Genomic DNA, 24,670 nt, shown 5'->3' with positions numbered 1-24,670 from the left:
CAAACCCTTAAATTTAGGGAGCTAATTCAATACAATGAAAAATAAATTATTACCCCTACTGCTCCTTTTAGGAATTGTAGGTGTCTCGGCCCAGGACAAAATAATTGGGTTCAGTGAAAAAGCTTCGGAAGAACAGACCCAACTCGAAGCTGAGTACGAAAAACAACTTTCCACTAAAAATTTGGACGAATGGATGAAACTCATGGTGGCAGAACCACACTGGGTAGGTACCGAATATGGTGAAAAGAACGTAAAATGGATGGAAAAACAGTTCAAATCGTGGGGCTACAAAACCCGAATTGACACCTATCAGGTACTTTTCCCCTATCCAAAAGTAAGGGTACTGGAATTAACTGGCCCAACCAAATACACCGCTTCCTTGGAGGCCATTCCAGTAGAGGGTGACCCTTACACCGCTCAAGGCGACAAATTGTTGCCCAGCTACAACGCTTTCTCCACCGACGGAGATGTAGAGGCCGATTTGGTGTTCGTGAACTACGGAATTCCAAGTGACTACGAAGAACTTGCCAAATTGGGCATCGATGTAAAAGGAAAGATCGTTATCGCCAAATACCAAGGTTCTTGGAGGGGTATCAAACCAAAACTGGCCGCTGAAATGGGCGCTATCGGTTGTATTATTTACTCCGACCCTAAAGATGATGGATATTACCAAGGTGATGTGTATCCAAAAGGGCCATTTAAAAATAAAACAGGGGTTCAGCGTGGTTCTGTAATGGACATGCCATTGTACCCTGGTGATGTATTGACCCCTGGTTATGCCGCTACCAAGGACGCAAAGCGTTTGGACAGAAAAGATGCACCGACCATCACAAAAATTCCAGTATTGCCCATTTCCTACGAAGATGCACAGCCGTTGTTGGCTGCTTTGGAGGGCCCTGTTGCGCCATCTAACTGGAGAGGTGGTTTGCCAATTACCTATCATATTGGCCCTGGACCTGCCAAAGTGCACTTAAAATTGGAGTTTGACTGGCAATTGAAACCTGCCCACAACTTGATCGCTACTTTAGAGGGTGACGAGTTTCCAGATGAGTGGGTTATCCGTGGAAACCACCACGATGCTTGGGTGCACGGTGCAAGTGACCCTGTAAGTGGTATGGTGGCTTTAATGGAAGAAGCCCGCGTAGTGGGTAAATTGGCCAAAGCTGGCAACAAACCCAAACGTACCTTGGTGTACTGTGCTTGGGATGCCGAAGAGCCAGGATTGATCGGTTCCACCGAATGGGTTGAAGATCATATCCCAGAATTGAAAGAAAAGGCCGTGGCCTACATCAACACCGATGGAAACAGCCGTGGGTATTTGGGTGCTGGAGGTTCGCACTCCCTACAGGCCATGGTGAGCCAAGTAGCCAACGTGGTGACCGACCCACAAAAAGGAGTTTCCGTTGCGGAGCGTCGCAAAGCGGCCAACGTAATGCGCGGTGGGGACAATTCGTTTAAGTTGTCTGCATTGGGTTCAGGTTCGGATTATACCCCGTTTATCCAACACACAGGTATCGCCTCTTTGAACTTGGGCTACGGTGGTGAGGGTAGTGGCGGTGAATATCACACCATTTACGATACCTACTCCCACTACACCCGTTTTAAAGATCCTGGGTTCGCTTATGGTGTTGCTTTGGCAAATACCGCTGGACGTATCTCTTTGCGTTTGGCAAATGCCGAAGTTTTACCGTTTGAGTTGACCCAATGGCACAGCACCATCGAAACCTATTTGGGCGAGGTAATAAAAACCTTGGAAACCATGCGTGCCGATGTGGAAAAACACAACAAATTGGTAAAAGCGGATACCTACGGATTGGTGATGGATCCTAAGAAACCGATAGCTCCTGCAAAAATGGAGGGCGAAGTACCTTATTTGGACTTCTCGCCTATCCAAAATGTGGTAGCGGAACTAAAGAAAAGCATAGAAACCTTTTCCAAGGCAGATGCATTGGCGCTGTCCCCAGCCAAAAAGGCACAACTGAACCAAGAGTTGATGGGCATGGAGCAAATTTTGTTGCAGGATAAAGGACTTCCCCGTAGAGATTGGTTCAAGCACCAGATCTATGCTCCTGGATTTTACACAGGGTATGGGGTAAAAACACTTCCAGGCGTGCGCGAGGCCATTGAACAGAAGGAATGGAAAGAAGCACAGGAACAAATTGGGGTATTGGCCACCACCCTAAAAGCTTTTAATGCGCAGGTACAAAAACTGAACAGCATTGTGCAGTAGATAGATTTCTCCTGAAAAGCCAAGACCGCCCCTGCGAACAACGTTTGGGGCGGTTTTTTTATGCACAAATCGCATTTTTGTTTTTTTCACGGGCATGGACTACCTTTCCCCAACCCAAAACTTACAAACACCTACCATGAACGTACGGCTTACCAAAGAACAAAAGATAAAAGTGCTCAACTCTGCGGACATATATGCGATCATGCAACAGGTATTGCTGCGCGAAAACAAGATACGCCGCAACCAAGAGCATTTTTGGGTGGTGGGGCTCAACCACAACAACAAAATTTTGTTTGTGGAGCTCATTGGATTGGGTGCCAGCAACCGCGTAAATGCCGACCCGCCCGATGTGTTTCGGATGGCGATCTACAAACTGGCCAGTAAACTGATCTTGGTGCACAACCACCCCAGCGGCTCGCACGAAGTTACCGATGCCGATATTACCTTTACCGACCATATGCTAAAAGTGGGGAAACTCATAAAAGTGGAAGTACTCGACCATTTGGTGATCACCGAGACCAACTACACCAGTTTTGCCGACCAAGGCGTAATGGACGAACTGCAAAAAAGTGGTCTTTTTGAAATTATGGGCCCCGAAAAGCAGGAACTGGAACAATTTAAAATTGATACCGAGAAAAAACGGGCCGAAAAGGAAAAGGCGATTAGTATTGCGAAGAAGATGAAGTCTGATGGTCTCGACGATGAAACCATTAAAAAGTATACGGGCTTGAGTTTAAAGGTGATTGGGGGGATTTAAAATGTTTCCAACTTATTCTTCTTCATCACTAATGTCAACGTTTTCTCGAAGTTGAAATATTTTAACTAATTTTTTTAATTGGGCATTATCATTAAATTTTTTGGAATCATATTTCAATTGAAGTTCACTTATTGCCGAATCTTTATGCTCTTTAGACATGTTTATTATTGATACACATTCATCAAGTCTCTCAAGAAAAATATTTTCAAAATTACTATCAGATTCAATTAAGGGAATTAAAATCTTTAAAGTAGCACTTTCAGGTTTTTTATTTAAATTCCCATATTTAATTAGTCCTTTTTCTAAAAAATACAAATCCGCCTCTGTCAGTTCTCCTCTTTGATTAAAAAGTATATCTCTCACAACAGTAAACGTGCTTCTTAATTTTTTCTCATCCATTAGGTTTATTAACCTATCCCATATTCCTATATTTGGAATATTCTCATCACCTAACGCTATTCCTTTAATAAAATCATCATATGCACTGTAGAATGCAGCAGAAAAGCTTTTCGGTTGATAATTATTGATTAATGATTTTAATATCAAGAAATCTTTATTCTCCTCCCTAAAAGAAATTAATAAATTATCTTTTGACAATCCATTAAAATATTCCAAAGTCTTTTCAATAATAAGCTCTATCAATTTCAAATCACTTCTTCCAAAGAATCCAAATATTTCATTTGAACACTGTGGAATCTCTAATGTAAATTCTTTATGCCAAGCATCTATATTCTCAATAAAAATTGAGAGTTTTTCTTCCTCATCAAATACTTTTGATTTAATCTTTTCAAGATTCTCAATCACCCAATTTATATCTACATTTTTCATTGTTTGAGGTCCAGTTGTCAGCTCAAATAATAAATCATTCAACTTAGGATATTGATCAGTTTCAACTCGAGTGGCTTTCAACTTTAATAAATCATTATAGGAAAAATACTGTTCAATTTTTTCTGATAATTTTCGAATTTGATCCTGGGAAAAATTAGTTAACGTGTTTTGAAAATTAGAAGAATTAGAATATGATATTAAGAAATTTGAAATTGCAATACAGCATGCATCAATATAGATGCTATTTGAATCAATTAACTGGGTAGTTAAATTTCTATAGAATGGTAAAGATAGTTCTAGTTTAACTGGAGGATCTAGGAGTCCGTTTAAAATTTTTAAATACCTTTCGAGCAATACATTATCATTGTAAGGAATGGATTTAACTTTTTCTTGAATTCCTTGGGTAATTTCTTCAAAATTATATACTTCTCTAACTTTAATTAATTCGTCTATATGTTTTTCGACTAAATCAATATTTATGTCTCCATTTTCAGGAATAAACAATTCAATTAATTCGTTCTCTGGACAATCTATTTTGAAATCATCATAGTTGTCTTCAACGGATTTTAAAAAGTTGAGATAAGCCTTTGAGCTAAAACTAGTATTTTGTGTTATTTCAAAAATATCAATTTCAATACTTTCTTTTTTGATATATTTTTCAATTTCAATTAGTTGAGAGACATATTTATTTTGACTCTCCTCAGAATTTAAATTATTATATAAAGCTTTAATGAGTCTAAATATTATCCGTGTTCCAATTTTATTATTAGTATTTTTAAGTATAGCTCTGTGATTGTCATTAAATGCCCAAAATTCATTTTCAAGAGTTAATATTCCCTTACCAAAATCCTCCCAAAAGGTATTCATCATTATATCTGAGAAAACTTCTTTTATATTTGGTAAAATAATTGCAAGACTATGACTCTTCTCTATAAAGGAGGTTTCATAATAAGCTTTTATAAAATATTTTTGAAAAGCCTTATGGTGAATTGAAGATTTTATTATTTGGGTATCACCATGTCTTATCGCATTTTTAAGCTTTCTATCTAATAAAACTTCATCTGCTAAATCTTTCCTAACCCCAAATGTTATCATTGAAATACTAGTGTCTAAATCTTCATCATCACTAAAAAAACTCTCGGCACCATCCAAATAATTCCTATTCAAAATTGAATCATGTGGATTATTAACTATTTCATCTTTGGTTAAAACGAATAATGCCAGATAGCGAATCTTCAGTTCATGATTTTTTATGTCCTTTTCCCAAATTTTATAAAGTGAAACAATGTCATTTATATAATTAATAATTTGCCTTGGTTTTATGGTTGTTGTTGGAGTCAGAATATCAAATAGCTTTAAAATAAATTCTCTTTCCTCCATTGTTAAAAGCTTCTTTCCAAAAGCTTTGTCTAATTTTTCATCTAAAAATTTTTCCCATTGTCTAACAACAGGTGGAGTTACTCTAAAATTTAAAGAAAATGTTTTACCTATAAATCCTTCAAAACCATCATCAAGATGTGAAGATAATTTGGATCTATCGTATGGAATAATTACCCAGGAATCAAATGAATTATTATCCTCTGCAAAAAATGTGTGTATTGAAGACCATAGAGATTTTAACTTGTCCTCCTCTAACCTATCAAGATTATCAAAGACCAAAATCAATTTTCCCCTATCTTTAATTTCGTCTTCAATGTTTTTAAAATACTCTCTAAACTGTTTTACAGACGGGTCATCTTCTATAATATTTTGTACTTCTTCAGAATTAATATCGTCACCATTAAACCAATAAAATAACTTGCCAATTGTTTGCCATTCGGTATCCTGTTCAATGAGGTCTTTACGTGAATTTAACTGTCTTTCTCTTTTATATTCAAGCCATGTCAAACGAATACCTAAAAGAAAAATTAAAAATGGAAGTAAATAAATCCACAATATTGGTTTCCAATAACCGTAATATTGAGAAGTAATGAAGTCAAAATGTTGACCAATGTATTCGTATGTACCTGATAAAATACTCAATACTAATATAGAAAACGACAAGATGAGGACATGTCTTTTTATTTGGGGGAATTTTTGAGTATGTGTCGTGGAAGTAGTCGATAAGAGTCTATTTTTTAATTCTTTCCATTTTTCTTTATTAGTTAAATATTCCGCTTCAAAAAGCTCATTAATTAATTGCTCTAAGAATGATTTTCTTGTCAAATCTTCTTGACTTCCCCAAGCATCAAAAATGAAAGTATGGTAATCTTTACCAAGTTTTGATTGTATTATTTTTATGAGATTTGTTTTTCCAGCACCCCAATCCCCCTCTAATCCAAGAATTTTTTTTTCAAGATTCTCTTCATTAATTACATTCGATATAACTTTTGCTAAATTCTCCTGTGACTTTCCTTCAAATTTATCTTCCCCTGTTGCTATTTTGGATAGGAATACTGGATAATTTTCATTCATATTTATTAATGGTTTATAGGTTGGATTTAAAAAGGTGGGGAGCTAAATATATAAATTTTTAACAAGTAACCGATTACACATTCCACAACTAAATAAAAAAACCCTAAAGGGCTTTCTCCAACATTCCAAAAAATCCAACAATCCAACCCTCCTTAAAAAGAAAGTATCCCCTGCACCCGCTTCAACAACTCGGCTGCCATTTCGGGCTTCAACCCATAATCCTGTAAGCTTTGTACAGGGTTTTTAAAACTCAGTTGGGTGGTGGTATCATCCAGCTGGTGCAGTACCAGTTTTAGGGGAATATCGTTAATGGCCAAAGGATCGTTCGCCATGATCTCCGCAATATATTTCGGGTGAAAAAAGAGCAATTGCCGCAACGGCGCTATGCGCACCCCATGTTTGGCCACAATGGCCTGGGTGTCTATCTCGTGCAGGAGCAAAAAGTCGTGATCCACGATCCGTTTCTTTAACGCACCGTACAACTGCCCAAAGGGCACGGGCAGGGTTTGGCGTATTACATGTGCTTTCATAGGTTGGGGTTAGGCCATGGCGGCACGGGCAAAGCCCACCGTTTCGCGATAGGTTTTGGGCGAAATGTCCGCATTGTTCTTAAAAAATCGGCTAAAATAGTGTTCATCGTCATACCCAAGGTCGTAGGCAATCTCCTTTACCGTTTTGTTGGTAAGGTACAGCTCGCGCTTGGCCTCTATAATGATCCGTTCGCTGATCAGGTTGGTCATGGTCTTGTTAAAATGGTTCTTGGTCATCTTGGCCAGCGCCTTGGGGCTAATGTTCAACAGATCGGCATACTCCCCAGCGGAGTGCATGGTCTTGTAATGCGTTTCGATCAGGTTTTTGAGCTTTTGGAGGATAAAGGGCTCCTTTTCTTCAGGAGTGCCCTCCAAGGCTTCGGGCTGTTGCTTGGCCTTGGCACGGGAGGCTGTGATCAAGAATATTTTAAGGTAAGAGACCAACAGCTCGTACTGCGCCAGTTCCGATTTTTGCACTTCGGCATACATCTGCTCCAGCACCAGTTCAAAACTTTGGCACATGTCGTCGGTTACACAGAGCATGGGCGGACTGTAAATATTGTTGAACAGCACCCCATTGCAGGCCACCTGTTCGTGGTGCTTGTGGATGCAGAAAAAATCGGGATGGAAATTCAACACCACGCCCTCCAACGGTTCTTCCTCGGTGAACGCAAAGGGTTGATAGGGCGTTACGGCAATTAGGGTGTTTGGCGTAAACGTGTACTCCGAAAAGTCCACTTGGGCGGTACCCCTCCCCTTTTTTATCCAGATCAAGGAATAGTAATTTAAACGGTGCGTGTCGCAAAACTGACAGCTGCTCTCAAATTCGGAGAGTTTAAAGGCCAGGTTTCCCGTTTGTTCGTCGATGAGCGTGTTGGTGTTGTAGATGTCCATATCAATGTTCAATAAACAATTATCAATGTTCAGTTATCAGTTATCAGTAGGCAGTAATCAGTATTCAGTTATTAGTAGTCTGTCGTCAGAAGTCAGTGGTCAGTGTTCAGTTCTCAATAATTGGAAATCTGAAATCTTACTTCTGAAATCTGATGTTCTACTTCTTAAATCTGATATCCGATGTCCGAAATCTGATGTCTGAAGTCTTATATCCGATGTCTGAAATCTTATATCTGATATCTGACGTCTAAAATCAAAGTCTTCTCTCCGATTCATCTATCGGAAGATCGTTGATGCTGGCATAACGCTTTTGCATAAGCCCCTGCTCGTTGAACTCCCAATTCTCGTTTCCATAGGCGCGAATCCACGCTCCCTCGGCATTCTGGTATTCGTATTCAAACCGAACCGCAATCTTATTGTCGGTAAAGGCCCATAGTTCCTTTCTCAGTTTGTAATTTTTTTCTTTTTGCCACTTCTCGGTCAAAAATGCAACCACTTCTTCGCGCCCGTTAACAAACTGGGAACGGTTGCGCCATTCGGTGTCGATGGTATAAGCTTTACTTACTTTTTCTGGGTCTTGACTGTTCCAGGCATCTTCTGCCAATTGTACCTTGTCGCGAGCGGTTTCAGCCGTAAAAGGTGGAATGGGATATTTTATTTCTGTTTCCATGTTCGTATTTTTTAGATTGAAAAAGGGCAGGACCTTACGACCCCACCCCTTTTACTTAATTAAAACTATTTGCTGTTTTTAACTTTGGGCCAGTTGGCATGTGCTGCCTTTTTAAGCTCCGTAGTGCGTTGTCCCCAATCTTCGTACGTATTGAAAGGCTCCCCGTTGAACGGTCCGTTAAAGAATAGGTACAGTTTACCATCGATCACGGTATAGGTTTCTGGGTTGATAGGAAATTTAGCTTCCTTGGCACCCACACCCCAAGCACAGTACCCATCAAACTGAGGTAAATAACTGTTCGGAGATTTTTTAAAGGCACTTTGGTTGTCCTTGTTGGCAAAATAATAGGTAGCGCCGTTGTGCTTTACCGCATAACTTTTGCTTCCGTGTGTTGCTTTTCCCGAAAAATAGGAAACCACATCGTACCCACCAATGGCAAGACCGTTATCGTCTACAGGTGGGGTTTGCGCTTGCGCGCTGATGGCCGCAAACAATACAATTCCAAATAGAACCAGTTTTTTAATTGTTTTCATGTCTTTTGATTTTAAGATTATTATTTGATTAGACTGTAGCCACTTCCACTACTGGGAAATCAATGTCGGTGTTGGCAGTATTGTTGAAATAATTCGTCAAGATGTTCAAGGCTACGTGCGCCACAATCTCTCCCACGGCACCATCGGTATAGCCAGCGGCTTTAACGGCTTCCACATCTTCGGAAGAAACGCGTCCGTTTTTGTTGATCAAGGTTTTTGCAAACTGAAGCGCTGCGGCCACCTTTGGGTCGGAGTTGATGCCCTCTCTAGCTGCTTGAAGCGTGTTGGTGTCGATGCCTACCAATTTCTCGCCGATAAAGGAGTGCGCGGAAAGGCAATAATTACAGGCGTTGGACTCTGCTACGGACAAGGCCAATAATTCGCCCAATCTATTTCCCAAGGATCCTTTGCCCAAGGCTTCGCTCAAGTTCAAATATCCCTCCAAAACGGCTGAAGAGTTCCCCATGGTCCGCATCATGTTGGGTACCATGCCCAATTTAGCCTGGATACCGTCAAACAATTCTTTTGATCTTCCAGTGGCTACTTTAGGATCTAATGCTTGTAAACGTGTCATAACTTTCTGTTTTTTAATTCATAAATGGTTTGTCACTATTGACATTACAAAGGTGCGTTGATACCTGTTCGGATAAAATGGACAGATGCCGCAACTCCTTGGACATTTTTCCCCATTGCGTAATACATTACTGATTATCAACAAAAAAGAAAGGCCGAACCTATGGTTCGACCCCTCCTAACTAACTACAACATCACAAACACAGACGTTTATTTTTTCGGTTGCATTTTCAATTCTTTCACCAATTCTTGGGTAGTGAATACTTTACTGGAAATCATTTTATAGTTGGTCTGGGCAGCTTGGTCGCCATCCAATCCAGGCAATTTTGCAGAAGCGGTAGCGTCACCGACAACGGCAACTTCAAAACCGTTCTCTACCAATTCCCTCATGTGCGATTCGGCACAAAGGTTACCAGACATTCCTGCCAATATCACTTTGTCCACCCCTTGTTTTCTTAATTGTAGAGCCAAATCGTTGGACTCAGAACCAAATACTTTGTGGGGACTGGTCACTACTACCCTATCCTTGTTGATGTATTTTTTGTAGCGAGGCAACCAATCGGCACCTGAACCTTCAAAACCTTTTACGTTCAATTGGTCCCCACGGTCGAACATATTGATGTTGTGCATCAATTTTTCAAGGGTCCCCTCGAATTTCCACACGTGATCGTGCTCGTAGTAGTAGTGCGGGGAAACAAATACGGGAATGTTGTATTGTTCGCCCAATTTAAAAATGGTCTCCAAGTTTTCGATGGTGTTGTTTTCCTGAACGCTTTGTCCAACGGCACCCCAAGCCACTCCATCAGGACTTAGGAAATCGTTTTGCGGATCGGTGATCACAATGGCGGTAGATCCGTCAATGATAAAACCTGGTTCTGGCAATTGGGCATATACACCCGTTACGGTAATCATGAACAGTGTTAGTGTTCGCATCAAATTTTTCATGGTATTCTTTTTTAATTGATTAAACTTAATTTTTGATGGAACAAAGTTGCGGCAGTACCACGTGGGAAAAAATGGATGAACTACGCCACTGAATGGACAATTTTCTTTTTACTGTTGAAATCCTTTAAAGGCAAGAACCATACTTGTCTGGAATGTAGCCATATTCGTACTTTTATTTTGCATCCATCAATCCAGACCACCTATTCATATATCCAAACAGGGCATTGGTCAATTGGAAAAACAAAACATAGACAAAAGGGAATAACTTGGTGAAAAATCAGAAAATGACCACTTTAGAAACCATAAATACCTTACAGATCGTTTGTGCTTTCCTTGTAGCCTTTATTGTGTATTTGGCAGGATGGCTCCACGGCGCACATTGGGGCACGCGAAACCGCTATTAAATACTATTAAAACCAAAACAACGTTAAAACAAAACCCAAACCAACCTAAACCTACTTAACCATCTACTGGCACGATTCAAATATTAAAGCTGTTTTGGCTTTTTGTAGAGATGATCAATTTATTATTCGGATTGATGAACTTAAATGTGGAAAACTCCGCTATCTCTGTTGGCACAAAAGCAAGAGTATTTTTAGCCTTCCCTGTTTGATACTAAGGGATGGGGTAATTGAAAAATCGGCCAGTGGAAATAAACTGGAATTCGTTTTTATCAACAAGGATTCCCTTTATGTAATGGAGTACCTATTACCCCTTACAGAAGATGGGCGACCAAAGTTCTTTTTGGAAATTACGGATTACCGCAACAAAAAAAGTACCTGGAAAATGGAGGAAATCCCATTGCCCAGGTACCTTTTAAATATATAATCTTGTTGCTTAACCTTTATAGGTCACTCTATAAATGGCATCGCCAAAATCATCGGAAATCAATAGAGAGCCATCTTTCAAGAACAATAGATCTACAGGTCTACCAAATGCTTCTTGGGCTTCTTCATCCAACCAACCATCAATAAACGGTTCGTAGCTTACTGCCTCTCCATTTTCAAGTTTCACCATCGTAATTCTATAGCCCACTTTTTTGGAACGGTTCCAAGAACCATGCTCGGCCAAAAAGGCATGCCCTTGATAAGCTTCTGGGAACATTGGGCCTTGTCCAAATTTCACCCCTAAAGCTGCAACGTGTGCACCCAAAGGTTGTACGGGTGGCACAAAATCGGAACAAGGGTGTTGGTCACCAAATTCTGGATCTTTAATAATGCCTCCATGACAGAATGGATAACCAAAATGTTGTCCAACTTCGGTCAATTTGTTCAACTCCCCTGGTGGAATGTCGTCACCCATCATATCCCTACCATTATCGGTGAACCAAAGTTCCTTCGTATCAGGATGCCAAGTGAATCCAACCGTATTTCGAACTCCGTTGGCCACAATTTCACGATTGCTGCCATCGGGATCCATACGGGTAATGGACGCATAGCGTTTATCCACAGTAGCACTATCACAAATATTACAAGGCGCACCCACAGGCACGTATAATTTGTCATCTGGACCAAAAGCGATGTATTTCCAGCCGTGGTGGAACTCGGTCGGATAATCGTCGTAAATCAATTCTGGTTCTTGTGGATTGTCCAATTGCGCTTCAATATTGTTGTATTTGAACAAACGACTTACCGCTGCTACGTACAATGCCCCATCTTTAAATGCAACACCATTGGGTTGCTCCAAATCGGTTGCAATGGTATAGGTTTCGTCCACTTTATAATCGCCATCGGTATCTTTAACGGCATAAACCTTCCCTTCGTTACGGGTTCCTACGAAAAGGGTTCCATCTGCTCCCATGGCCATGGAACGCGCTCCATCTAAATCTTTGGCATAGACCGAAATAGAAAATCCTTCGGGAAGATTCAATCGTTTTAAAAGAATACTTAAGGAATCTGTTTCAACTTCTGTGGTCTCTTCAGCCGTTGCGTTATCGGCACTTTCCTTTTTTCCATTACAGGAAACGATAAAGGCCGAAACAGCGAGCACAAAAAGAGACCGCTTAAAAATTGGATTAATTTTCATTTTGTTAGATGAGTTGTTTTGGTTTCTGAATCTATAAAACTATAATAAATTCATGGAACCTCTGCAGGATTTTACATCTTCTTCCCCCGTATTTATTCGGGTGTATATTCGGAAAGATTGCCTTGATACCAAATATTGGTACGCTGTGAACTAGCAACCATAAGTCTTGCAGACTGATTGGGGTAAATATTCGCAACGACTTGATAGGATTCCGCTCCTTCGCTAATATTAAATTTTACGGTATAGCCACTCCCTTTTTTGGCAGGTTCAAATGTCAAGTCTGTTGGTTCGCCATCAAACTTGATGCCCACTTTGTCCGAAGAATAAGTGCCTCCCATTCGTCTTTCCCCAAAAAAGGGAAGGTCTGCTTTAACTTTTCCATCCCACATCCGAAGATAGCCGCCCGTACCAGTGATGTCAATTCGGTTGGCAGTACTTCCAGGGGGCAACAAACCTGCATTTGCAATACTGTTCAGACTTTGGGTAGCCATGGGTTGCGCCCAAGTAGCATTCATTTCAAACTGTTGGTTGTCCACCATTTTTTCAAAAGCAGCCAACTCTTCAGGGGTTGCACTGGTTTTAGTGGTAGAAGCACAAGCTGAGAAGAAAAGAAATAACCCAATCAATCCAAATTTAAAAAACGCCCTCATAGTCTCATGTTTAATCACTTACAATTTACAAAATCACATGTGTATTCCTTTGGATTATAGCTTATATTTAACACACCAACTAAACTACCCACTATGTACAAATTTCTAAGCCAATTACTGTTTGGGCTTTTACTCTGCTCCTTTTTATCTGTTCAATCTCAGCAAAAAACATCATCCATTGCCAAACCAACCTATCAAGCCACGTTACTGGAACAAGACCTTCAAGTGGATGGCGATGTCATCAATGACCCTACTTGGCAAGCAATCCCTGCCATAACCGATTTGTTGCAGATTCGACCCAATTACGGGGCTCCCGTTTCCGAAAAAACCGAGGTAAGAATTGCGTACACTGCTACGACTTTTTATGTTTCCGTGGTGTGCTATGATACCGATGCCAAAAATATTGTGGTGTCCGATTCGCGTAGGGATGCCGATTTGAACGACGAAGACAGTTTTCTTTTCATTATAGACACCTACCACGACCGTCAAAATGGGTTTTTATTTGGCACCAATGCCCAAGGCATGGAGTATGATGCACAAATTGATAACGAAGGAAAAGGAAATAACAATGCCAACCGTCAACAAGGTGGGGTGATCGGAGGAACCAATATTAATTGGGATGCCACTTGGAAAGTCAAATCGCAATTGGGAGATTATGGCTGGAGTGCCGAATTTGCCATTCCATTTAGATCATTACGTTTTGCCCCTGGAGATAATAAAACATGGGGGCTGAACTTTCAGCGAAACATCAGCAAGAATACTGAAACAGCATATTGGACCTCTCTACCTTTAGGTTTTGACATGAAACGCTTATCGCTCGCTGGAAATTTGGAAGGGCTGAACCTTAAAAACCCAGGCAACCTAAAGTTGATTCCTTATGTATTGGGGCAATATGTAAATGATAAATCGGTAGATCCCAATGAAACTGACACTCATTTTGATGCAGGGATGGATGTAAAATATAGTGTAACCCCCAGTTTAACCCTTGACCTAACTTACAATACAGATTTTGCCCAAGTTGAGGTAGATGATCAACAAGTAAACTTGGATAGGTTCAATCTATTTTTTCCTGAAAAGCGAGCCTTTTTCTTGGAAAATGCAGGTCAATTCAGTGTGGGAAGCCCTGGTGAAGTAGACTTATTTTTTAGTAGACGCATCGGTATTAGCAATGATGGTAGTTTGGTTCCAATTATTGGTGGTGCGCGATTATCGGGTAAAGTTGGCCAAACCAATGTGGGTTTTTTAAGCATGTTCACAGATGATGTAAGTGATATTGGCATTGAAAAGAACAATTTTACTGTGGCAAGGGTCAACCACAATGTTTCAGGAACCCGTTCCTCTGTTGGAGGAATCTTCATCAACCGTGCTGGATTAGGTGGTTTGGAAGATGATTACAACCGTGTTTTTGCCGTAGATGGCAAATGGGGCATCGGAAATAAAGCGGAAGTCACAGGGTTTGTGGCCAAAAGTGTTACTCCTGGCATTGAAAAAAATGACCACGCCTTTAAAATAATGGGGAATTACGATTGGAGCGGCTGGCGCATGAATCTAGGTTATACCGAAGTAGGTGAAGGTTTTAATCCAGAGGTGGGTTTCTTGCAGCGTACCGCCTTTAGAAAACCTGAAGCTTTGATATTTAAAACCCATCGATTTAAAAATGCGGGGCAATTGTTGGAGATTAGACCACACGTTTCGTATCGTGGGTATTGGAACTTTGATGATGAAGTGGTGACCAGTTTTTTGCATGTGGATAACCATTGGGTGTTCAAAAGCGGACTGGAAATTCATACGGGAATCAATTTTACCACAGAACAGGTGTTTGAAGATTTCACCATTTCCGATGTTACTGTTCCTGTGGGTTATTACAACAACGAAGAATTGCAATTGGTCATCACCACCAATCCGAACAATGCCCTTGCCTTTAATACACGAACCATTATTGGAGGTTATTTTAACGGACATCAAATTACCAACAGCGGTACTGCCAATTTTAGGGTGGGTGATAAATTCAACAGTTCGTTGACGATGAGCCATAGCGATATTCAATTGGACACTGGCGACCTAACCGCTTTGGTTGGTGGTCTTCGACTTTCTTATTCGTTTACACCACGAATTTTTGTGCAGAGTTTAATTCAACGAAACAATGTTTCGAACATCACTTCGGTAAATGCGAGGTTTGGATGGCTCCAAAATGCAAATACGGGACTGTTTGTGGTTTTTAATGTAGTAAAAGATGATGATGTTTTAGATGCATTGAACAATCAAACCTTGACTATCAAATACACGCACCGTTTTGATTTATTGCGTTAAGAGCGTTTACCTTTTAAACCTTTCAAAAATGGCCAAGGTCTTTTTGGTGTTGATAAAGTAAACCCCTGTCAACAAAATTATAGCCGCAAAAATAGATTGCATTGTGATTTGTTCATCCAGAAAATACCATCCTAAAATCAATGCTACGATTGGATTGACATAGGTTGAGGTAGCTACTTTTTCAGGCGAGACGGTTTTTAAAAGAAAGTTGAAGGAAGTAAAAGCCACTATACTTCCAAAAACCACTAGGAGCAGCATGGAAAATTGTACCTCCCCACTCCATGTAGTGGGCAAAGACCATGTTTCTCCAAAACCAAAACTCATGAATGCTAAAATAATGCCACCTGTAAACATTTGGTAGCCTGTGTTTACAAAGTAATTGGTGGGTAAATCTGCCTTAGAAACAAAAAGACTTCCGTAGGCCCAGCTGATCAAACAGAAGAAAATCATTACCATACCCAAAACGGAGCCTTCTTGTGCAATAATCTGTTTCTGGGAAACGAGAAGATAAATCCCAATGATGCCCAATGCAACACCAATGACGGACATGGGTTGAATCTTCTTCCCTTGTAAAATGCGCATCATCAATAACACAATAAGGGGTTGGGCAGATATCTCCAAAGCAGCAAAACCACTATCCACATAGCGCAAGGCCCACACCACTACCCCATTTCCAAAACTTAGAAAAAGAATTCCAGCGATGATAGTGTTCCAAAGTTGTTTTTTGGTAATAGTCAATGGAATCTTCATGATCTTGGCCAAAGCAAAAATCAAAAGTCCTGCAGTGATAAAACGAATGGAGGCCAGCATAAAGGGGTCCAATTCGGTGACCGCAATCTTGTTCATCAGATAGGTAGAACCCCATATGACGTAAATGGCAAAAAAAGCCAGAATGACCAAAGCTGAATTAGAGGATTTCGCCATTGCAAAGACTAGTTTAAAGTCCATGCAATATTACGGATGTTTGTAGGAGTACAAACCATCCAAAAGGGAACTTTTTACAACTTTATTGGTACAAATTGTTCAAGGCTTCGGTTTTGGAACGACCACACATTTCAATAATATAGGAAGTGTACTCATTTTCCAATTGCTTAAATCGCTCCAAATGTTTTTGAATTTCTTTTTCACTTAATGAAGTGATACCATGTTCGTCCTCTTCGAAAAGATGAATAATCTTTGATTGATTATTCTCAAACAGTCTGAAATTTCTTTTGAGCTCATACAACTTTTCAAAACCGAGTGGACATTTGGGTTCGTATTTGTATGATTTCAATTTCTCGAACAATCTTTCCACCAATGTATAATTGCGTTGCACCCTAACCAGCAGCTCTTGCTCTCTTGCCGTATTGTTGGGAATAGCGTTGCTCATGGTGATTTTTATGGGTTTTAATACATTGAACTTCTTAAAGTTAACCATAAATATGAGATTATTCAACCGTTTAACATGATTTAATATTCTGTTTATCAAAATTTAAGACATAAAAAAAGCCCGATCTAATCGGGCTTGATTTAAAACTGTATATGTTTTTTAGTTTTTAGTCTCTTCGTAGGCTTCTTGTTTCAATTCCTCACTGGCAATAATGGCCAACTCCACTCTACGGTTTTGGGATTTTCCTTCGGCAGTTTCATTACTAGCTTTAGGTTGTTCCTCTCCATACCACTTGGTGGTAAATCTTCCGCTGGAAATACCTTTACCAACCAAATAACTGGTTACGGATTGGGCACGACGTTGGGATAGACCCATATTGTATTCGGCAGCACCATCACTATCGGTGTGTCCTTCCACTAAAATATTACTCTTTGGGTATTCTTTAAAGATACCAGCCAATTTATCCAATGTGGTAGCAGAAGTTCCTTTGATATCGGATTTGTTGGTATCGAAATAAACACCGTTTTCTCCGCTAAAGGTAACATTGATCCCTTCTCCTACACGTTGAACCTCGGCTCCTGGGATTTCTTGTTCGATTTGCTCAGCTTGACGGTCCATTCTACTACCAATATAACCACCAGCAGCACCACCAACAACAGCTCCGATAATAGCACCAAGGGCGGTATTGTTTCCATCACCTACATTATTACCAATGATGCCACCAATAACAGCACCACTACCTGCTCCGATAGCACCACCTTTTTGGGCGTTGTTTGCATTTTTTACAGCGTCACAACTCAATATTAAACTTATGGCCATTAGTGAGGCCATGCTTTTAACTATTAGATTTTTCATGAAATTTTATTTTTTTGAGAATTTGTAAACGATGGTTACGGGTTGACCATCGGCAGTTACGTTGGATTTTAGGGTCATGTTTTGTTCGGTAAGGTTCACAATATTCAATCGGTAACCGTACCCTCCAGAAATGTCTTTTCGATTTTCATCGATAAACTTAAACTGAAGTTGGCTTTGGTAGTTTTCGGAAGGTTCTACAACCGACCATCTGAAAAAACGGTCACCACCTTGGCAAAGTGAACTTTGACCTATGGTATAACGACCTGTACTGTTGTTGTCACGAAAGAACCACTCGCTGTCTTCAAAACAAATGTCTTCTGCATCGTTAAAGATGACAGATTTGAAGTTGCCAGATGCATTTTCGTAATATACGTCGTCTAAATTCCAAGTTCCGCTAAATAGGTTTTGCTGCGTGCGCGCAGACTTTGATACCGTGCACGATGAGATTAAAATACCCATCAATGCCAATAAAAATAATGGTTTCTTGATCATAAGAATTAAGTTAATGTTCAATAAAATATACGATTTGGGTCGCTTTTTTAGTTGTTAAAGGTATGTGAAAGTGTTAAAAAATTAATATTCATACAGTTCCACAAGTGCCATTTCAAATCTTTTTTGAGGTAAATATTCGTTTTCCAATGATTTAGCAAATGGAACAGGAGTTTCCAAGCTACCTACCCGTTTTACGGGAGCATCCAAATACTGGAAACATTCTTCCATAACCATTGCCGAAATATCACTGGCTATGCCACCAAACAGGGTGTCTTCTTGTAAAATAATGAGTTTCCCTGTCTTTTTTACGGATGCAAAAATTGCATCGGAGTCCAGAGGTTGAAGTGAACGTAAATCTAATACATCTGGCTGAATTTCTGGATGTTTTTCTAAAATTTCCAAGGCCCAATGCACTCCTGCCCCATAAGAGACCACTGTTAAGTCTTCGCCTTCCTTGAGTAAACTGGCTTTTCCTAAGGGCAGGGTATAATAATCTGCGGGTACTTCACCCCTTACACTACGATACAAGCCTTTATGTTCAAAAAATAAAACGGGATTTGGGTCATTGATAGCAGTATTCAACAATCCTTTGGCATCATACGGAAATGCAGGATACACCACTTTAAGTCCTGGCGTTTTGGTAAACCAGGCCTCGTTGGTCTGGGAATGGAAGGGTCCAGCACCAACTCCCCCACCACAGGGCATTCGAATCACCACATCGGCTTTTTCATTCCAACGGTAATGTACTTTGGCCAAATAGTTCACAATTGGATTGAATCCAGAGCTGACAAAATCCGCAAACTGCATCTCTACAACAGCCTTCATCCCATTTATGCTCAACCCCATGGCCGTGGACACAATTCCAGATTCACAAATGGGTGTATTTCGCACCCGACTCTTGCCGAATTTAGGCACAAAACCTTCCGTGATTTTGAACACGCCACCATATTCTGCTACGTCTTGCCCCATTATTATGAGCTCGTTATGCTTGAACATGGATTGCTCCAATCCCTGCGAAATGGCATCAATGAATCGAAGTTCTTCTTTAGAATCTGATTTGGGTTCTATTTGTTGATATTGTGAATCTTGATATACCTCACTTAATTCTTTACTTTCATTAAAATGAACCGTATCTTCATCAAATGCCAGTTGTAAGTTATCGTTGATTTCCTGGGAAATATCTGTTTTGAACTTTTCAATACTTTCTTCCGTCAACACACCCTCTTTGAACAAGAAAGCTTCGTAATTGGAAATAGGGTCTTTTTCAGCCCATGTTTTCATCAGCTTTTCAGGAACGTATTTAGTGCCGCTTGCCTCTTCATGACCTCGCATGCGGAAAGTCTTAAACTCCAACAGTACAGGTCTTGGCCTTTTTCGAATCGCTTTGCAGAGTTCATCTACTTTGGAATAGACTTCCAGAATGTTGTTGCCGTCAATAATTCGAGATTCGATGCCATATCCTTTTGCGCGATCGGCCAAATGTTCACAATTATATTGTTCATTGGTTGGGGTAGAAAGTCCATACCCATTGTTTTCAATACAAAAAAGGACTGGCAAATTCCAAACCGATGCAATGTTCAAAGCCTCATGAAAGTCTCCCTCACTAGTTGCCCCCTCTCCTGTAAAAACTGCAGTTATTTTTCTTTTTCTTCGGAGCATATCGGCCAAAGCAATACCATCTGCCACACCCAATTGCGGGCCCAAATGGGAAATCATACCGATGATTTTATATTCCTGGGTCCCAAAATGAAAACTACGGTCCCTTCCTTGCGTAAATCCACTTAGTTTTCCTTGCCATTGCGCAAAAAGGCGATTCAAAGGAATTTTTCTGGAAGTAAAGACTCCCAAGTTTCGGTGCATGGGCAATACATATTCGGTTTCCTTCAAAGCCATGGTCACACCTACGGAAATTGCCTCTTGGCCTATGCCACTAAACCACTTCGAAATCTTGCCTTGACGAAGCAAAATCAACATCTTCTCCTCTATCATTCTGGGTTTGAGCATTCCCAAATAAAGATCTATTAAATTTTGATTGTCCAGGTCACCTGTATGATACCGCATTCCATAAAATTATGTCAGCTAAAAGTAGTAAAAAGCCCATCAAAAAGACCAAAATATAATTCAGGTTGCCCATTATTCCGTATTTTTGATTTTATTCCAAAAACGATGATATGAGTGCTATACCTAGTGTAAACCTTGAGGATTTTGTTTCAGGCGATGCCGCTAGAAAAGAAAAATTTGTCAAAGAAATTGGTGCTGCTTTCGAAGATATCGGCTTTGTCGCCTTAAGCGGACATTTTTTATCCGATGAATTGGTGGACAACCTCTATGCAGAAATCAAAAAGTTTTTTGAATTGCCCCAAGATGTTAAGGATAGCTATGAAATTGAAGGGATTGGAGGACAACGAGGTTATACTTCTTTTGGAAAAGAGCATGCGAAAGGTAAAAAGGAAGGTGACCTGAAGGAATTTTGGCATTTTGGCCAATACGTTGAAGACAATCCGAAACTTGAAGCCGAATATCCTGATAATGTTGAAGTAAAAGAATTATCTGGATTCAACAACACAGGTAAAGAAACCTATAAAATGCTCGAAAAGACAGCTAAATATGTGTTGCGCGCCTTGGCTTTGCACTTAGGACTTGAAGAAACCTATTTTGACGATTATATTAAAAATGGAAATTCCATTTTAAGACCCATACACTACCCTCCCATTACTGAAGAACCTAAAAATGCAGTGCGTGCTGCGGCTCATGGAGACATCAACTTAATTACTTTGTTGATGGGCGCCCATGGAAAAGGCCTTCAAGTTAAAGATCATGAAGGCAATTGGGTGGACGCCATTGCAAAACCCGACCAATTGATGATCAATGTTGGGGATATGCTCTCACGACTTTCCAACAATAAATTGAAATCGACCATCCACCAAGTAGTGAACCCACCAAGGGAACTTTGGGGCACTTCACGATATTCCATTCCATTTTTCATGCACCCTGTGAGCGATATGCCATTGAATTGTTTGGAAAATTGTATCGACCAAGAGCATCCGAAGGAATTTGAAGACATTACAGCAGGCGAATATTTGCATGAACGCCTGATAGAATTAGGTCTGGTAAAAAAGTAATTGATGGATTTATCAGATCAACTTAAAAACCTGTTTCCCGACCATGTCCCAGAAGACACTGGAGAGGAAAATAATACCGAACCAAAATATTGGCTGCAAGACGACCCTATAATTTGCAAATACGAAAAACGCAAGGGCAAGCCAGTTACCATCTTAGAAGGGTACAATGGAGCCGATAGTGATTTTAAGATACTCGCCAAGGATATAAAAACCCTTTTGGGTGTTGGTGGGAGCTTTAAAAAGGAGACCATCGTAATCCAAGGGGATTACCGTGACAAGATCATGAATTTTTTAAAAGAAAACGGTTTTAAAGTAAAACGCGTAGGAGGATAATTTGGGGAATTCTTAAAAATTGAACAGGCATTTTTTCACATGTTAAAAAATTGCACTTCACCCCAATGTTTTGTGAAAATATTTTTGTGTTCCTGCTATAAATCTTACTTTTAATTTCCTAACCAACGAAAACCCAACTGAAAATGAACTCACTGTTGCACATTACCAACGGAGACAATTTCACATCTAAACTTCAGGCATTGGACCTAAAAGGAGATGTGATCACGTGGAGAGAAATGCTCTGCGAAGGAAAGACTCTGTGCAATGTTGGAAGCGAATCCTTCTGGAAAACCAGGTTCGAATTCCTTAACAAAAACTACAAAGTTTCCAAATCTTGGTTTGTAGAAAAAACACTAAAAGAATACCGCTCACTTTGTAACCACAAACAAGAAGACCAGATTGTTCTTTGGTTTGAGTATGACCTTTTCTGCCAAATAAACATGTTGGCTGTAATAAGTTGGTTGAAAACTCACCGTAGACATGCCGAAATATCATTGGTTTGCAGCGGCAAAGAGGATGAGTCCGATAAAATGTACGGTCTTAACGAATTGAGCGATGAAAAACTTCTTGAGCTTTACAAAAATAAAACAGTACTATCTCAAGATGATATTGAATATGCCGATTATATTTGGCAACTGTATTGTAGCGATAACCCTATTCGTTTGGAAAATCAGATAGCGAACAACGATTTTCAGTTTGAATATTTGTCTGACGCCCTAAAAACCCATCTAAAACGCTTCCCAACCATTAAAAATGGTTTGAATGAACTGGAAAACCACGTTTTGGAAATGGCCTTGGAGAAAAAACCAAAATCCAAAAAGGAATTAATGGGAGAATTGATCACCAATCAAGGTTTCTATGGTTTCGGGGATTCACAATACGAACGCATAATCTCATCCATTAGACCTTTATTCAAGTCCTTCAACCCTGTTAAATTGACCAAACAAGGGATGGAAGTGTTACAGCAAGAAGCAAATTACTATTCTCAAATACGTGATAATCAAGCATATTTAGGGGGTTCTTTAAAGTATAACTTCCTATACAACACAGACACGAATAAAATCCTTAAACTATAATGGAATGTCCTCATTAGGTGACTCAGAGCTAATTCTGAACCCTGATGGTAGTGTTTACCACCTCCATTTACTTCCAGAAGACATTGCGCCAATCATTATTACGGTTGGTGACCCTAAACGCGTACATGAAGTATCCAAATACTTCGACACTATCGAAGTTGAGAAAAGCAAGCGTGAATTTGTTACCCACACAGGTTTTTATTCTGGAAAACGAATAACGGTTATCTCCACGGGCATTGGAACCGACAATATCGACATCGTTTTTAATGAATTGGACGCCTTGGCTAACATTGATTTTAAAACCAGAAAGGTCAAGTCCAATAAAACACAATTAAATTTTATACGGGTCGGTACATCTGGCGCCATTCAACCTGATATTCCTGTGGACTCTTTTTTACTTGGGTCCTCTGGAATTGGACTTGATAATTTAATGCACTTTTACAACTATGGACAAGTTAAGAGTCAGGAGTTAGAGCAAGCGTTACGCAAACACCTGCAATGGGAAACTCATAATCTTTACCCCTATGTGATAGATTGTGATACCGAATTGAAAACAATTTTCACTAATAATCGTATACGATTTGGTATAACCGCCACAAATACTGGTTTTTATGGACCACAAGGTAGAAGTTTGCGGTTAATTCCAAAAGTAGATGACTTCCACGATAAATTGGCCAGCTTTCAACACAAAAATGAACGAGTTACCAACCTTGAAATGGAAACAGCTGCCATGTACGGCTTAGCCAAACTCCTTGGTCATCGAGCAATTTCCCTCAATGCTATCTTGGCCAACCGAGCTACTGGAGAGTTTTCCAAGGAAGGCGACAAGACCATTGATGCACTCATACAATTTACCCTGGAAAGCATAGCCAACAGTTCACTGGTATAATTTTAATAGGCCAAGTTTTTGAAAAATACCGAATGGAATCCGAAATTTGACTCACAATAAATGCCTAAATATGAAAACGGTAAAAATCATTGGAGTTCCTGAACATTTTAATCTTCCTTGGCATTTGGCCATGGAAGACAATGCCTTTGAGGACAGGGGAATAAATTTGGAATGGACCGATGTCCCAGAAGGAACAGGTAAAATGACTCAAATGCTCAAAGATGGTGAAGCGGACATGGGCATTATTCTTACCGAGGGAATCATCAAAAGTATTTCGCAGGGCAATCCAAGTAAAATTGTTCAAACTTATGTTTCGTCCCCCTTGCTTTGGGGTATTCACGTAGATGCACACAGCGATAGAGATTCCATTGCCGATTTAAAAGAAGATAAAGTTGCCATTAGCCGCTTTGGAAGTGGAAGCCATTTAATGGCTTACATCAATGCACAAAATCAAGGTTGGAATACAGAAAGTCTTGAATTCGAAATCATCAACAACTTGGATGGTGCCGTAGAAAATCTAAACAGTGGCTCCAATGCGTATTTCATGTGGGAACACTTTACTACCAAACCTTTGGTGGACAATGGAACCTTTAAACGTGTTGGGGACTGCCCTACTCCATGGCCTTGTTTTGTGATTGCAGTTTCCGATGCTTTTCTAAAAGAGAACTCAGGTGTGGTTCGTCATATTTTGGAAGTCATCAATACCTACACGGCGGAATTCAAACAAATACCAAGTATCGACAGAACCTTATCCAATCGTTACGAGCAAAAACTGAAAGATGTAAAAGCTTGGTTGTCTAAAACCACTTGGGGGCAAGAACAATTATCTGATAAAACTGTAAATGAGGTGCAGGCTAGATTACACGACCTCAATCTAGTGAATGACATAAAGCCTGTTGAAACTTTTCTTTGGAGGTGATTGTTTGATTCTTGGAAAGTTGGATTTTTTGAGGGTTAAAGCAAAATGGTTAACGGTAAAAGGTGTCAGGTCGAGCGCAGTTGAGACCTTGTACTTGAACTTTCTTTCTTCGATAAATTAAGGGGATTCGTGTCAAACAAACGATTTCTGGATAATTAGATTCTTGGATTGTTCGATGTTATTGAGCTTGACACTTGTATTTGATACTTAAACTTT

23 protein-coding genes are annotated in these 24,670 nt (G+C 40.0%); 9 read left to right on the top strand and 14 right to left on the bottom strand.

Going from position 1 to position 24,670, the window contains the following annotated elements; all coding sequences use genetic code 11:
• Positions 1–34 precede the first annotated feature (34 nt).
• Both BLQ18_RS12140 and BLQ18_RS12135 read left to right on the top strand, forming a co-directional pair.
• The gene (locus tag BLQ18_RS12140; protein WP_090296370.1) at positions 35–2,230 is read left to right on the top strand and encodes a transferrin receptor-like dimerization domain-containing protein; all 2,196 of its coding nucleotides are present in this window, start codon (positions 35–37) and stop codon (positions 2,228–2,230) included.
• A 136-nt stretch (positions 2,231–2,366) separates the two neighbouring features.
• Positions 2,367–2,987: a JAB domain-containing protein gene (locus BLQ18_RS12135; protein WP_090297579.1), complete on the top strand. Its 621-nt coding sequence runs from the start codon at positions 2,367–2,369 to the stop codon at positions 2,985–2,987.
• A 12-nt stretch (positions 2,988–2,999) separates the two neighbouring features.
• Here the strand turns inward: BLQ18_RS12135 and BLQ18_RS12130 are convergent, their stop codons facing one another.
• The 7 genes from BLQ18_RS12130 to BLQ18_RS12100 all read right to left on the bottom strand — a co-directional run bounded on the left by BLQ18_RS12130 (position 3,000) and on the right by BLQ18_RS12100 (position 10,414).
• Positions 3,000–6,269 (bottom strand): P-loop NTPase fold protein, encoded by a 3,270-nt coding sequence (locus BLQ18_RS12130; protein WP_090296367.1) that lies wholly within the window; start codon positions 6,267–6,269, stop codon positions 3,000–3,002.
• Positions 6,270–6,421: 152 nt separating this feature from the next.
• Positions 6,422–6,799: a DUF302 domain-containing protein gene (locus tag BLQ18_RS12125; protein ID WP_090296362.1), complete on the bottom strand. Its 378-nt coding sequence runs from the start codon at positions 6,797–6,799 to the stop codon at positions 6,422–6,424.
• A 9-nt stretch (positions 6,800–6,808) separates the two neighbouring features.
• Positions 6,809–7,693, bottom strand: a complete 885-nt coding sequence (locus BLQ18_RS12120; protein WP_090296357.1) for a helix-turn-helix domain-containing protein — start codon at positions 7,691–7,693, stop codon at positions 6,809–6,811.
• A gap of 253 nt (positions 7,694–7,946) precedes the next feature.
• On the bottom strand, positions 7,947–8,363 hold the full coding sequence (locus BLQ18_RS12115; protein WP_090296353.1) for a nuclear transport factor 2 family protein: 417 nt from the start codon (positions 8,361–8,363) through the stop codon (positions 7,947–7,949).
• A gap of 65 nt (positions 8,364–8,428) precedes the next feature.
• Positions 8,429–8,896 (bottom strand): YHS domain-containing (seleno)protein, encoded by a 468-nt coding sequence (locus BLQ18_RS12110; RefSeq protein ID WP_175443756.1) that lies wholly within the window; start codon positions 8,894–8,896, stop codon positions 8,429–8,431.
• 28 nt (positions 8,897–8,924) lie between these two features.
• Complete coding sequence (locus tag BLQ18_RS12105; RefSeq protein WP_090296349.1) at positions 8,925–9,470, bottom strand: carboxymuconolactone decarboxylase family protein; 546 nt, start codon at positions 9,468–9,470, stop codon at positions 8,925–8,927.
• Between the two features lie 209 nt (positions 9,471–9,679).
• Complete coding sequence (locus tag BLQ18_RS12100; RefSeq protein WP_090296344.1) at positions 9,680–10,414, bottom strand: cysteine hydrolase family protein; 735 nt, start codon at positions 10,412–10,414, stop codon at positions 9,680–9,682.
• 609 nt (positions 10,415–11,023) lie between these two features.
• Between BLQ18_RS12100 and BLQ18_RS12095 the strand changes: the two genes are divergently transcribed.
• The gene (locus BLQ18_RS12095; RefSeq protein ID WP_090296341.1) at positions 11,024–11,242 is read left to right on the top strand and encodes a hypothetical protein; all 219 of its coding nucleotides are present in this window, start codon (positions 11,024–11,026) and stop codon (positions 11,240–11,242) included.
• Positions 11,243–11,251: 9 nt separating this feature from the next.
• Here BLQ18_RS12095 and BLQ18_RS12090 read toward each other — a convergent pair whose 3' ends face one another.
• Positions 11,252–12,439, bottom strand: a complete 1,188-nt coding sequence (locus tag BLQ18_RS12090) for a PQQ-dependent sugar dehydrogenase (RefSeq protein ID WP_090296337.1) — start codon at positions 12,437–12,439, stop codon at positions 11,252–11,254.
• Between the two features lie 92 nt (positions 12,440–12,531).
• A complete protein-coding gene (locus tag BLQ18_RS12085) occupies positions 12,532–13,089 on the bottom strand; it encodes a DUF4251 domain-containing protein (RefSeq protein WP_090296331.1) in 558 nt (185 codons plus the stop codon).
• Between the two features lie 93 nt (positions 13,090–13,182).
• On the opposite strand from BLQ18_RS12085, the gene BLQ18_RS12080 reads away from it, so the two are divergent.
• A complete protein-coding gene (locus BLQ18_RS12080; protein ID WP_175443755.1) occupies positions 13,183–15,399 on the top strand; it encodes a carbohydrate binding family 9 domain-containing protein in 2,217 nt (738 codons plus the stop codon).
• Between the two features lie 6 nt (positions 15,400–15,405).
• On the opposite strand, the gene BLQ18_RS12075 is transcribed toward BLQ18_RS12080, so the two are convergent.
• The 5 genes from BLQ18_RS12075 to BLQ18_RS12055 all read right to left on the bottom strand — a co-directional run bounded on the left by BLQ18_RS12075 (position 15,406) and on the right by BLQ18_RS12055 (position 20,176).
• Positions 15,406–16,323, bottom strand: a complete 918-nt coding sequence (locus BLQ18_RS12075; protein WP_090296327.1) for an EamA family transporter — start codon at positions 16,321–16,323, stop codon at positions 15,406–15,408.
• A gap of 82 nt (positions 16,324–16,405) precedes the next feature.
• Complete coding sequence (locus BLQ18_RS12070; RefSeq protein WP_090296323.1) at positions 16,406–16,816, bottom strand: hypothetical protein; 411 nt, start codon at positions 16,814–16,816, stop codon at positions 16,406–16,408.
• A 111-nt stretch (positions 16,817–16,927) separates the two neighbouring features.
• Positions 16,928–17,623 (bottom strand): YiaD family glycine zipper/OmpA-like lipoprotein, encoded by a 696-nt coding sequence (locus BLQ18_RS12065; RefSeq protein WP_090296320.1) that lies wholly within the window; start codon positions 17,621–17,623, stop codon positions 16,928–16,930.
• Between the two features lie 6 nt (positions 17,624–17,629).
• Positions 17,630–18,115: a lipocalin-like domain-containing protein gene (locus BLQ18_RS12060; protein ID WP_090296313.1), complete on the bottom strand. Its 486-nt coding sequence runs from the start codon at positions 18,113–18,115 to the stop codon at positions 17,630–17,632.
• An 81-nt stretch (positions 18,116–18,196) separates the two neighbouring features.
• Entirely contained in the window at positions 18,197–20,176 is a 1,980-nt protein-coding gene (locus tag BLQ18_RS12055) for an alpha-ketoacid dehydrogenase subunit alpha/beta (RefSeq protein WP_090296309.1), read from the bottom strand.
• 110 nt (positions 20,177–20,286) lie between these two features.
• Here BLQ18_RS12055 and BLQ18_RS12050 point away from each other — a divergent pair, with 110 nt between their 5' ends.
• The 5 genes from BLQ18_RS12050 to BLQ18_RS12030 all read left to right on the top strand — a co-directional run bounded on the left by BLQ18_RS12050 (position 20,287) and on the right by BLQ18_RS12030 (position 24,454).
• The gene (locus tag BLQ18_RS12050; RefSeq protein WP_090296305.1) at positions 20,287–21,237 is read left to right on the top strand and encodes an isopenicillin N synthase family dioxygenase; all 951 of its coding nucleotides are present in this window, start codon (positions 20,287–20,289) and stop codon (positions 21,235–21,237) included.
• Positions 21,238–21,240: 3 nt separating this feature from the next.
• Positions 21,241–21,570 carry a translation initiation factor gene (locus BLQ18_RS12045; RefSeq protein ID WP_090296301.1) on the top strand — a complete coding sequence of 110 codons (330 nt, stop codon included), beginning with the start codon at positions 21,241–21,243 and terminating at the stop codon, positions 21,568–21,570.
• A 143-nt stretch (positions 21,571–21,713) separates the two neighbouring features.
• Positions 21,714–22,646 (top strand): DUF1835 domain-containing protein, encoded by a 933-nt coding sequence (locus BLQ18_RS12040; RefSeq protein WP_090296297.1) that lies wholly within the window; start codon positions 21,714–21,716, stop codon positions 22,644–22,646.
• A 4-nt stretch (positions 22,647–22,650) separates the two neighbouring features.
• Positions 22,651–23,535: a nucleoside phosphorylase gene (locus BLQ18_RS12035; protein WP_090296294.1), complete on the top strand. Its 885-nt coding sequence runs from the start codon at positions 22,651–22,653 to the stop codon at positions 23,533–23,535.
• A gap of 70 nt (positions 23,536–23,605) precedes the next feature.
• Positions 23,606–24,454, top strand: coding sequence for a substrate-binding domain-containing protein (locus tag BLQ18_RS12030; RefSeq protein WP_090296290.1), 849 nt, complete (start codon positions 23,606–23,608; stop codon positions 24,452–24,454).
• The last annotated feature ends 216 nt before the right edge of the window (positions 24,455–24,670 follow it).

The sequence above is a fragment of the Flagellimonas zhangzhouensis genome (assembly GCF_900102925.1).
Classification (GTDB): domain Bacteria; phylum Bacteroidota; class Bacteroidia; order Flavobacteriales; family Flavobacteriaceae; genus Flagellimonas; species Flagellimonas zhangzhouensis.
Note: the sequence above shows the minus strand (reverse complement) of the source record. Positions and strands in the feature narration are given on the sequence as shown.

Bases quoted from the DNA above. Each gene is read 5' to 3' on its own strand.
- BLQ18_RS12140 (WP_090296370.1), top strand. From the start codon at position 35: ATGAAAAATAAATTATTACCCCTACTGCTCCTTTTAGGAATTGTAGGT.
- BLQ18_RS12135 (WP_090297579.1), top strand. From the start codon at position 2,367: ATGAACGTACGGCTTACCAAAGAACAAAAGATAAAAGTGCTCAACTCT.
- BLQ18_RS12130 (WP_090296367.1), bottom strand. From the start codon at position 6,269: ATGAATGAAAATTATCCAGTATTCCTATCCAAAATAGCAACAGGGGAA.
- BLQ18_RS12125 (WP_090296362.1), bottom strand. From the start codon at position 6,799: ATGAAAGCACATGTAATACGCCAAACCCTGCCCGTGCCCTTTGGGCAG.
- BLQ18_RS12120 (WP_090296357.1), bottom strand. From the start codon at position 7,693: ATGGACATCTACAACACCAACACGCTCATCGACGAACAAACGGGAAAC.
- BLQ18_RS12115 (WP_090296353.1), bottom strand. From the start codon at position 8,363: ATGGAAACAGAAATAAAATATCCCATTCCACCTTTTACGGCTGAAACC.
- BLQ18_RS12110 (WP_175443756.1), bottom strand. From the start codon at position 8,896: ATGAAAACAATTAAAAAACTGGTTCTATTTGGAATTGTATTGTTTGCG.
- BLQ18_RS12105 (WP_090296349.1), bottom strand. From the start codon at position 9,470: ATGACACGTTTACAAGCATTAGATCCTAAAGTAGCCACTGGAAGATCA.
- BLQ18_RS12100 (WP_090296344.1), bottom strand. From the start codon at position 10,414: ATGAAAAATTTGATGCGAACACTAACACTGTTCATGATTACCGTAACG.
- BLQ18_RS12090 (WP_090296337.1), bottom strand. From the start codon at position 12,439: ATGAAAATTAATCCAATTTTTAAGCGGTCTCTTTTTGTGCTCGCTGTT.
- BLQ18_RS12085 (WP_090296331.1), bottom strand. From the start codon at position 13,089: ATGAGGGCGTTTTTTAAATTTGGATTGATTGGGTTATTTCTTTTCTTC.
- BLQ18_RS12080 (WP_175443755.1), top strand. From the start codon at position 13,183: ATGTACAAATTTCTAAGCCAATTACTGTTTGGGCTTTTACTCTGCTCC.
- BLQ18_RS12075 (WP_090296327.1), bottom strand. From the start codon at position 16,323: ATGGCGAAATCCTCTAATTCAGCTTTGGTCATTCTGGCTTTTTTTGCC.
- BLQ18_RS12070 (WP_090296323.1), bottom strand. From the start codon at position 16,816: ATGGTTAACTTTAAGAAGTTCAATGTATTAAAACCCATAAAAATCACC.
- BLQ18_RS12065 (WP_090296320.1), bottom strand. From the start codon at position 17,623: ATGAAAAATCTAATAGTTAAAAGCATGGCCTCACTAATGGCCATAAGT.
- BLQ18_RS12060 (WP_090296313.1), bottom strand. From the start codon at position 18,115: ATGATCAAGAAACCATTATTTTTATTGGCATTGATGGGTATTTTAATC.
- BLQ18_RS12055 (WP_090296309.1), bottom strand. From the start codon at position 20,176: ATGCGGTATCATACAGGTGACCTGGACAATCAAAATTTAATAGATCTT.
- BLQ18_RS12050 (WP_090296305.1), top strand. From the start codon at position 20,287: ATGAGTGCTATACCTAGTGTAAACCTTGAGGATTTTGTTTCAGGCGAT.
- BLQ18_RS12045 (WP_090296301.1), top strand. From the start codon at position 21,241: ATGGATTTATCAGATCAACTTAAAAACCTGTTTCCCGACCATGTCCCA.
- BLQ18_RS12040 (WP_090296297.1), top strand. From the start codon at position 21,714: ATGAACTCACTGTTGCACATTACCAACGGAGACAATTTCACATCTAAA.
- BLQ18_RS12035 (WP_090296294.1), top strand. From the start codon at position 22,651: ATGTCCTCATTAGGTGACTCAGAGCTAATTCTGAACCCTGATGGTAGT.
- BLQ18_RS12030 (WP_090296290.1), top strand. From the start codon at position 23,606: ATGAAAACGGTAAAAATCATTGGAGTTCCTGAACATTTTAATCTTCCT.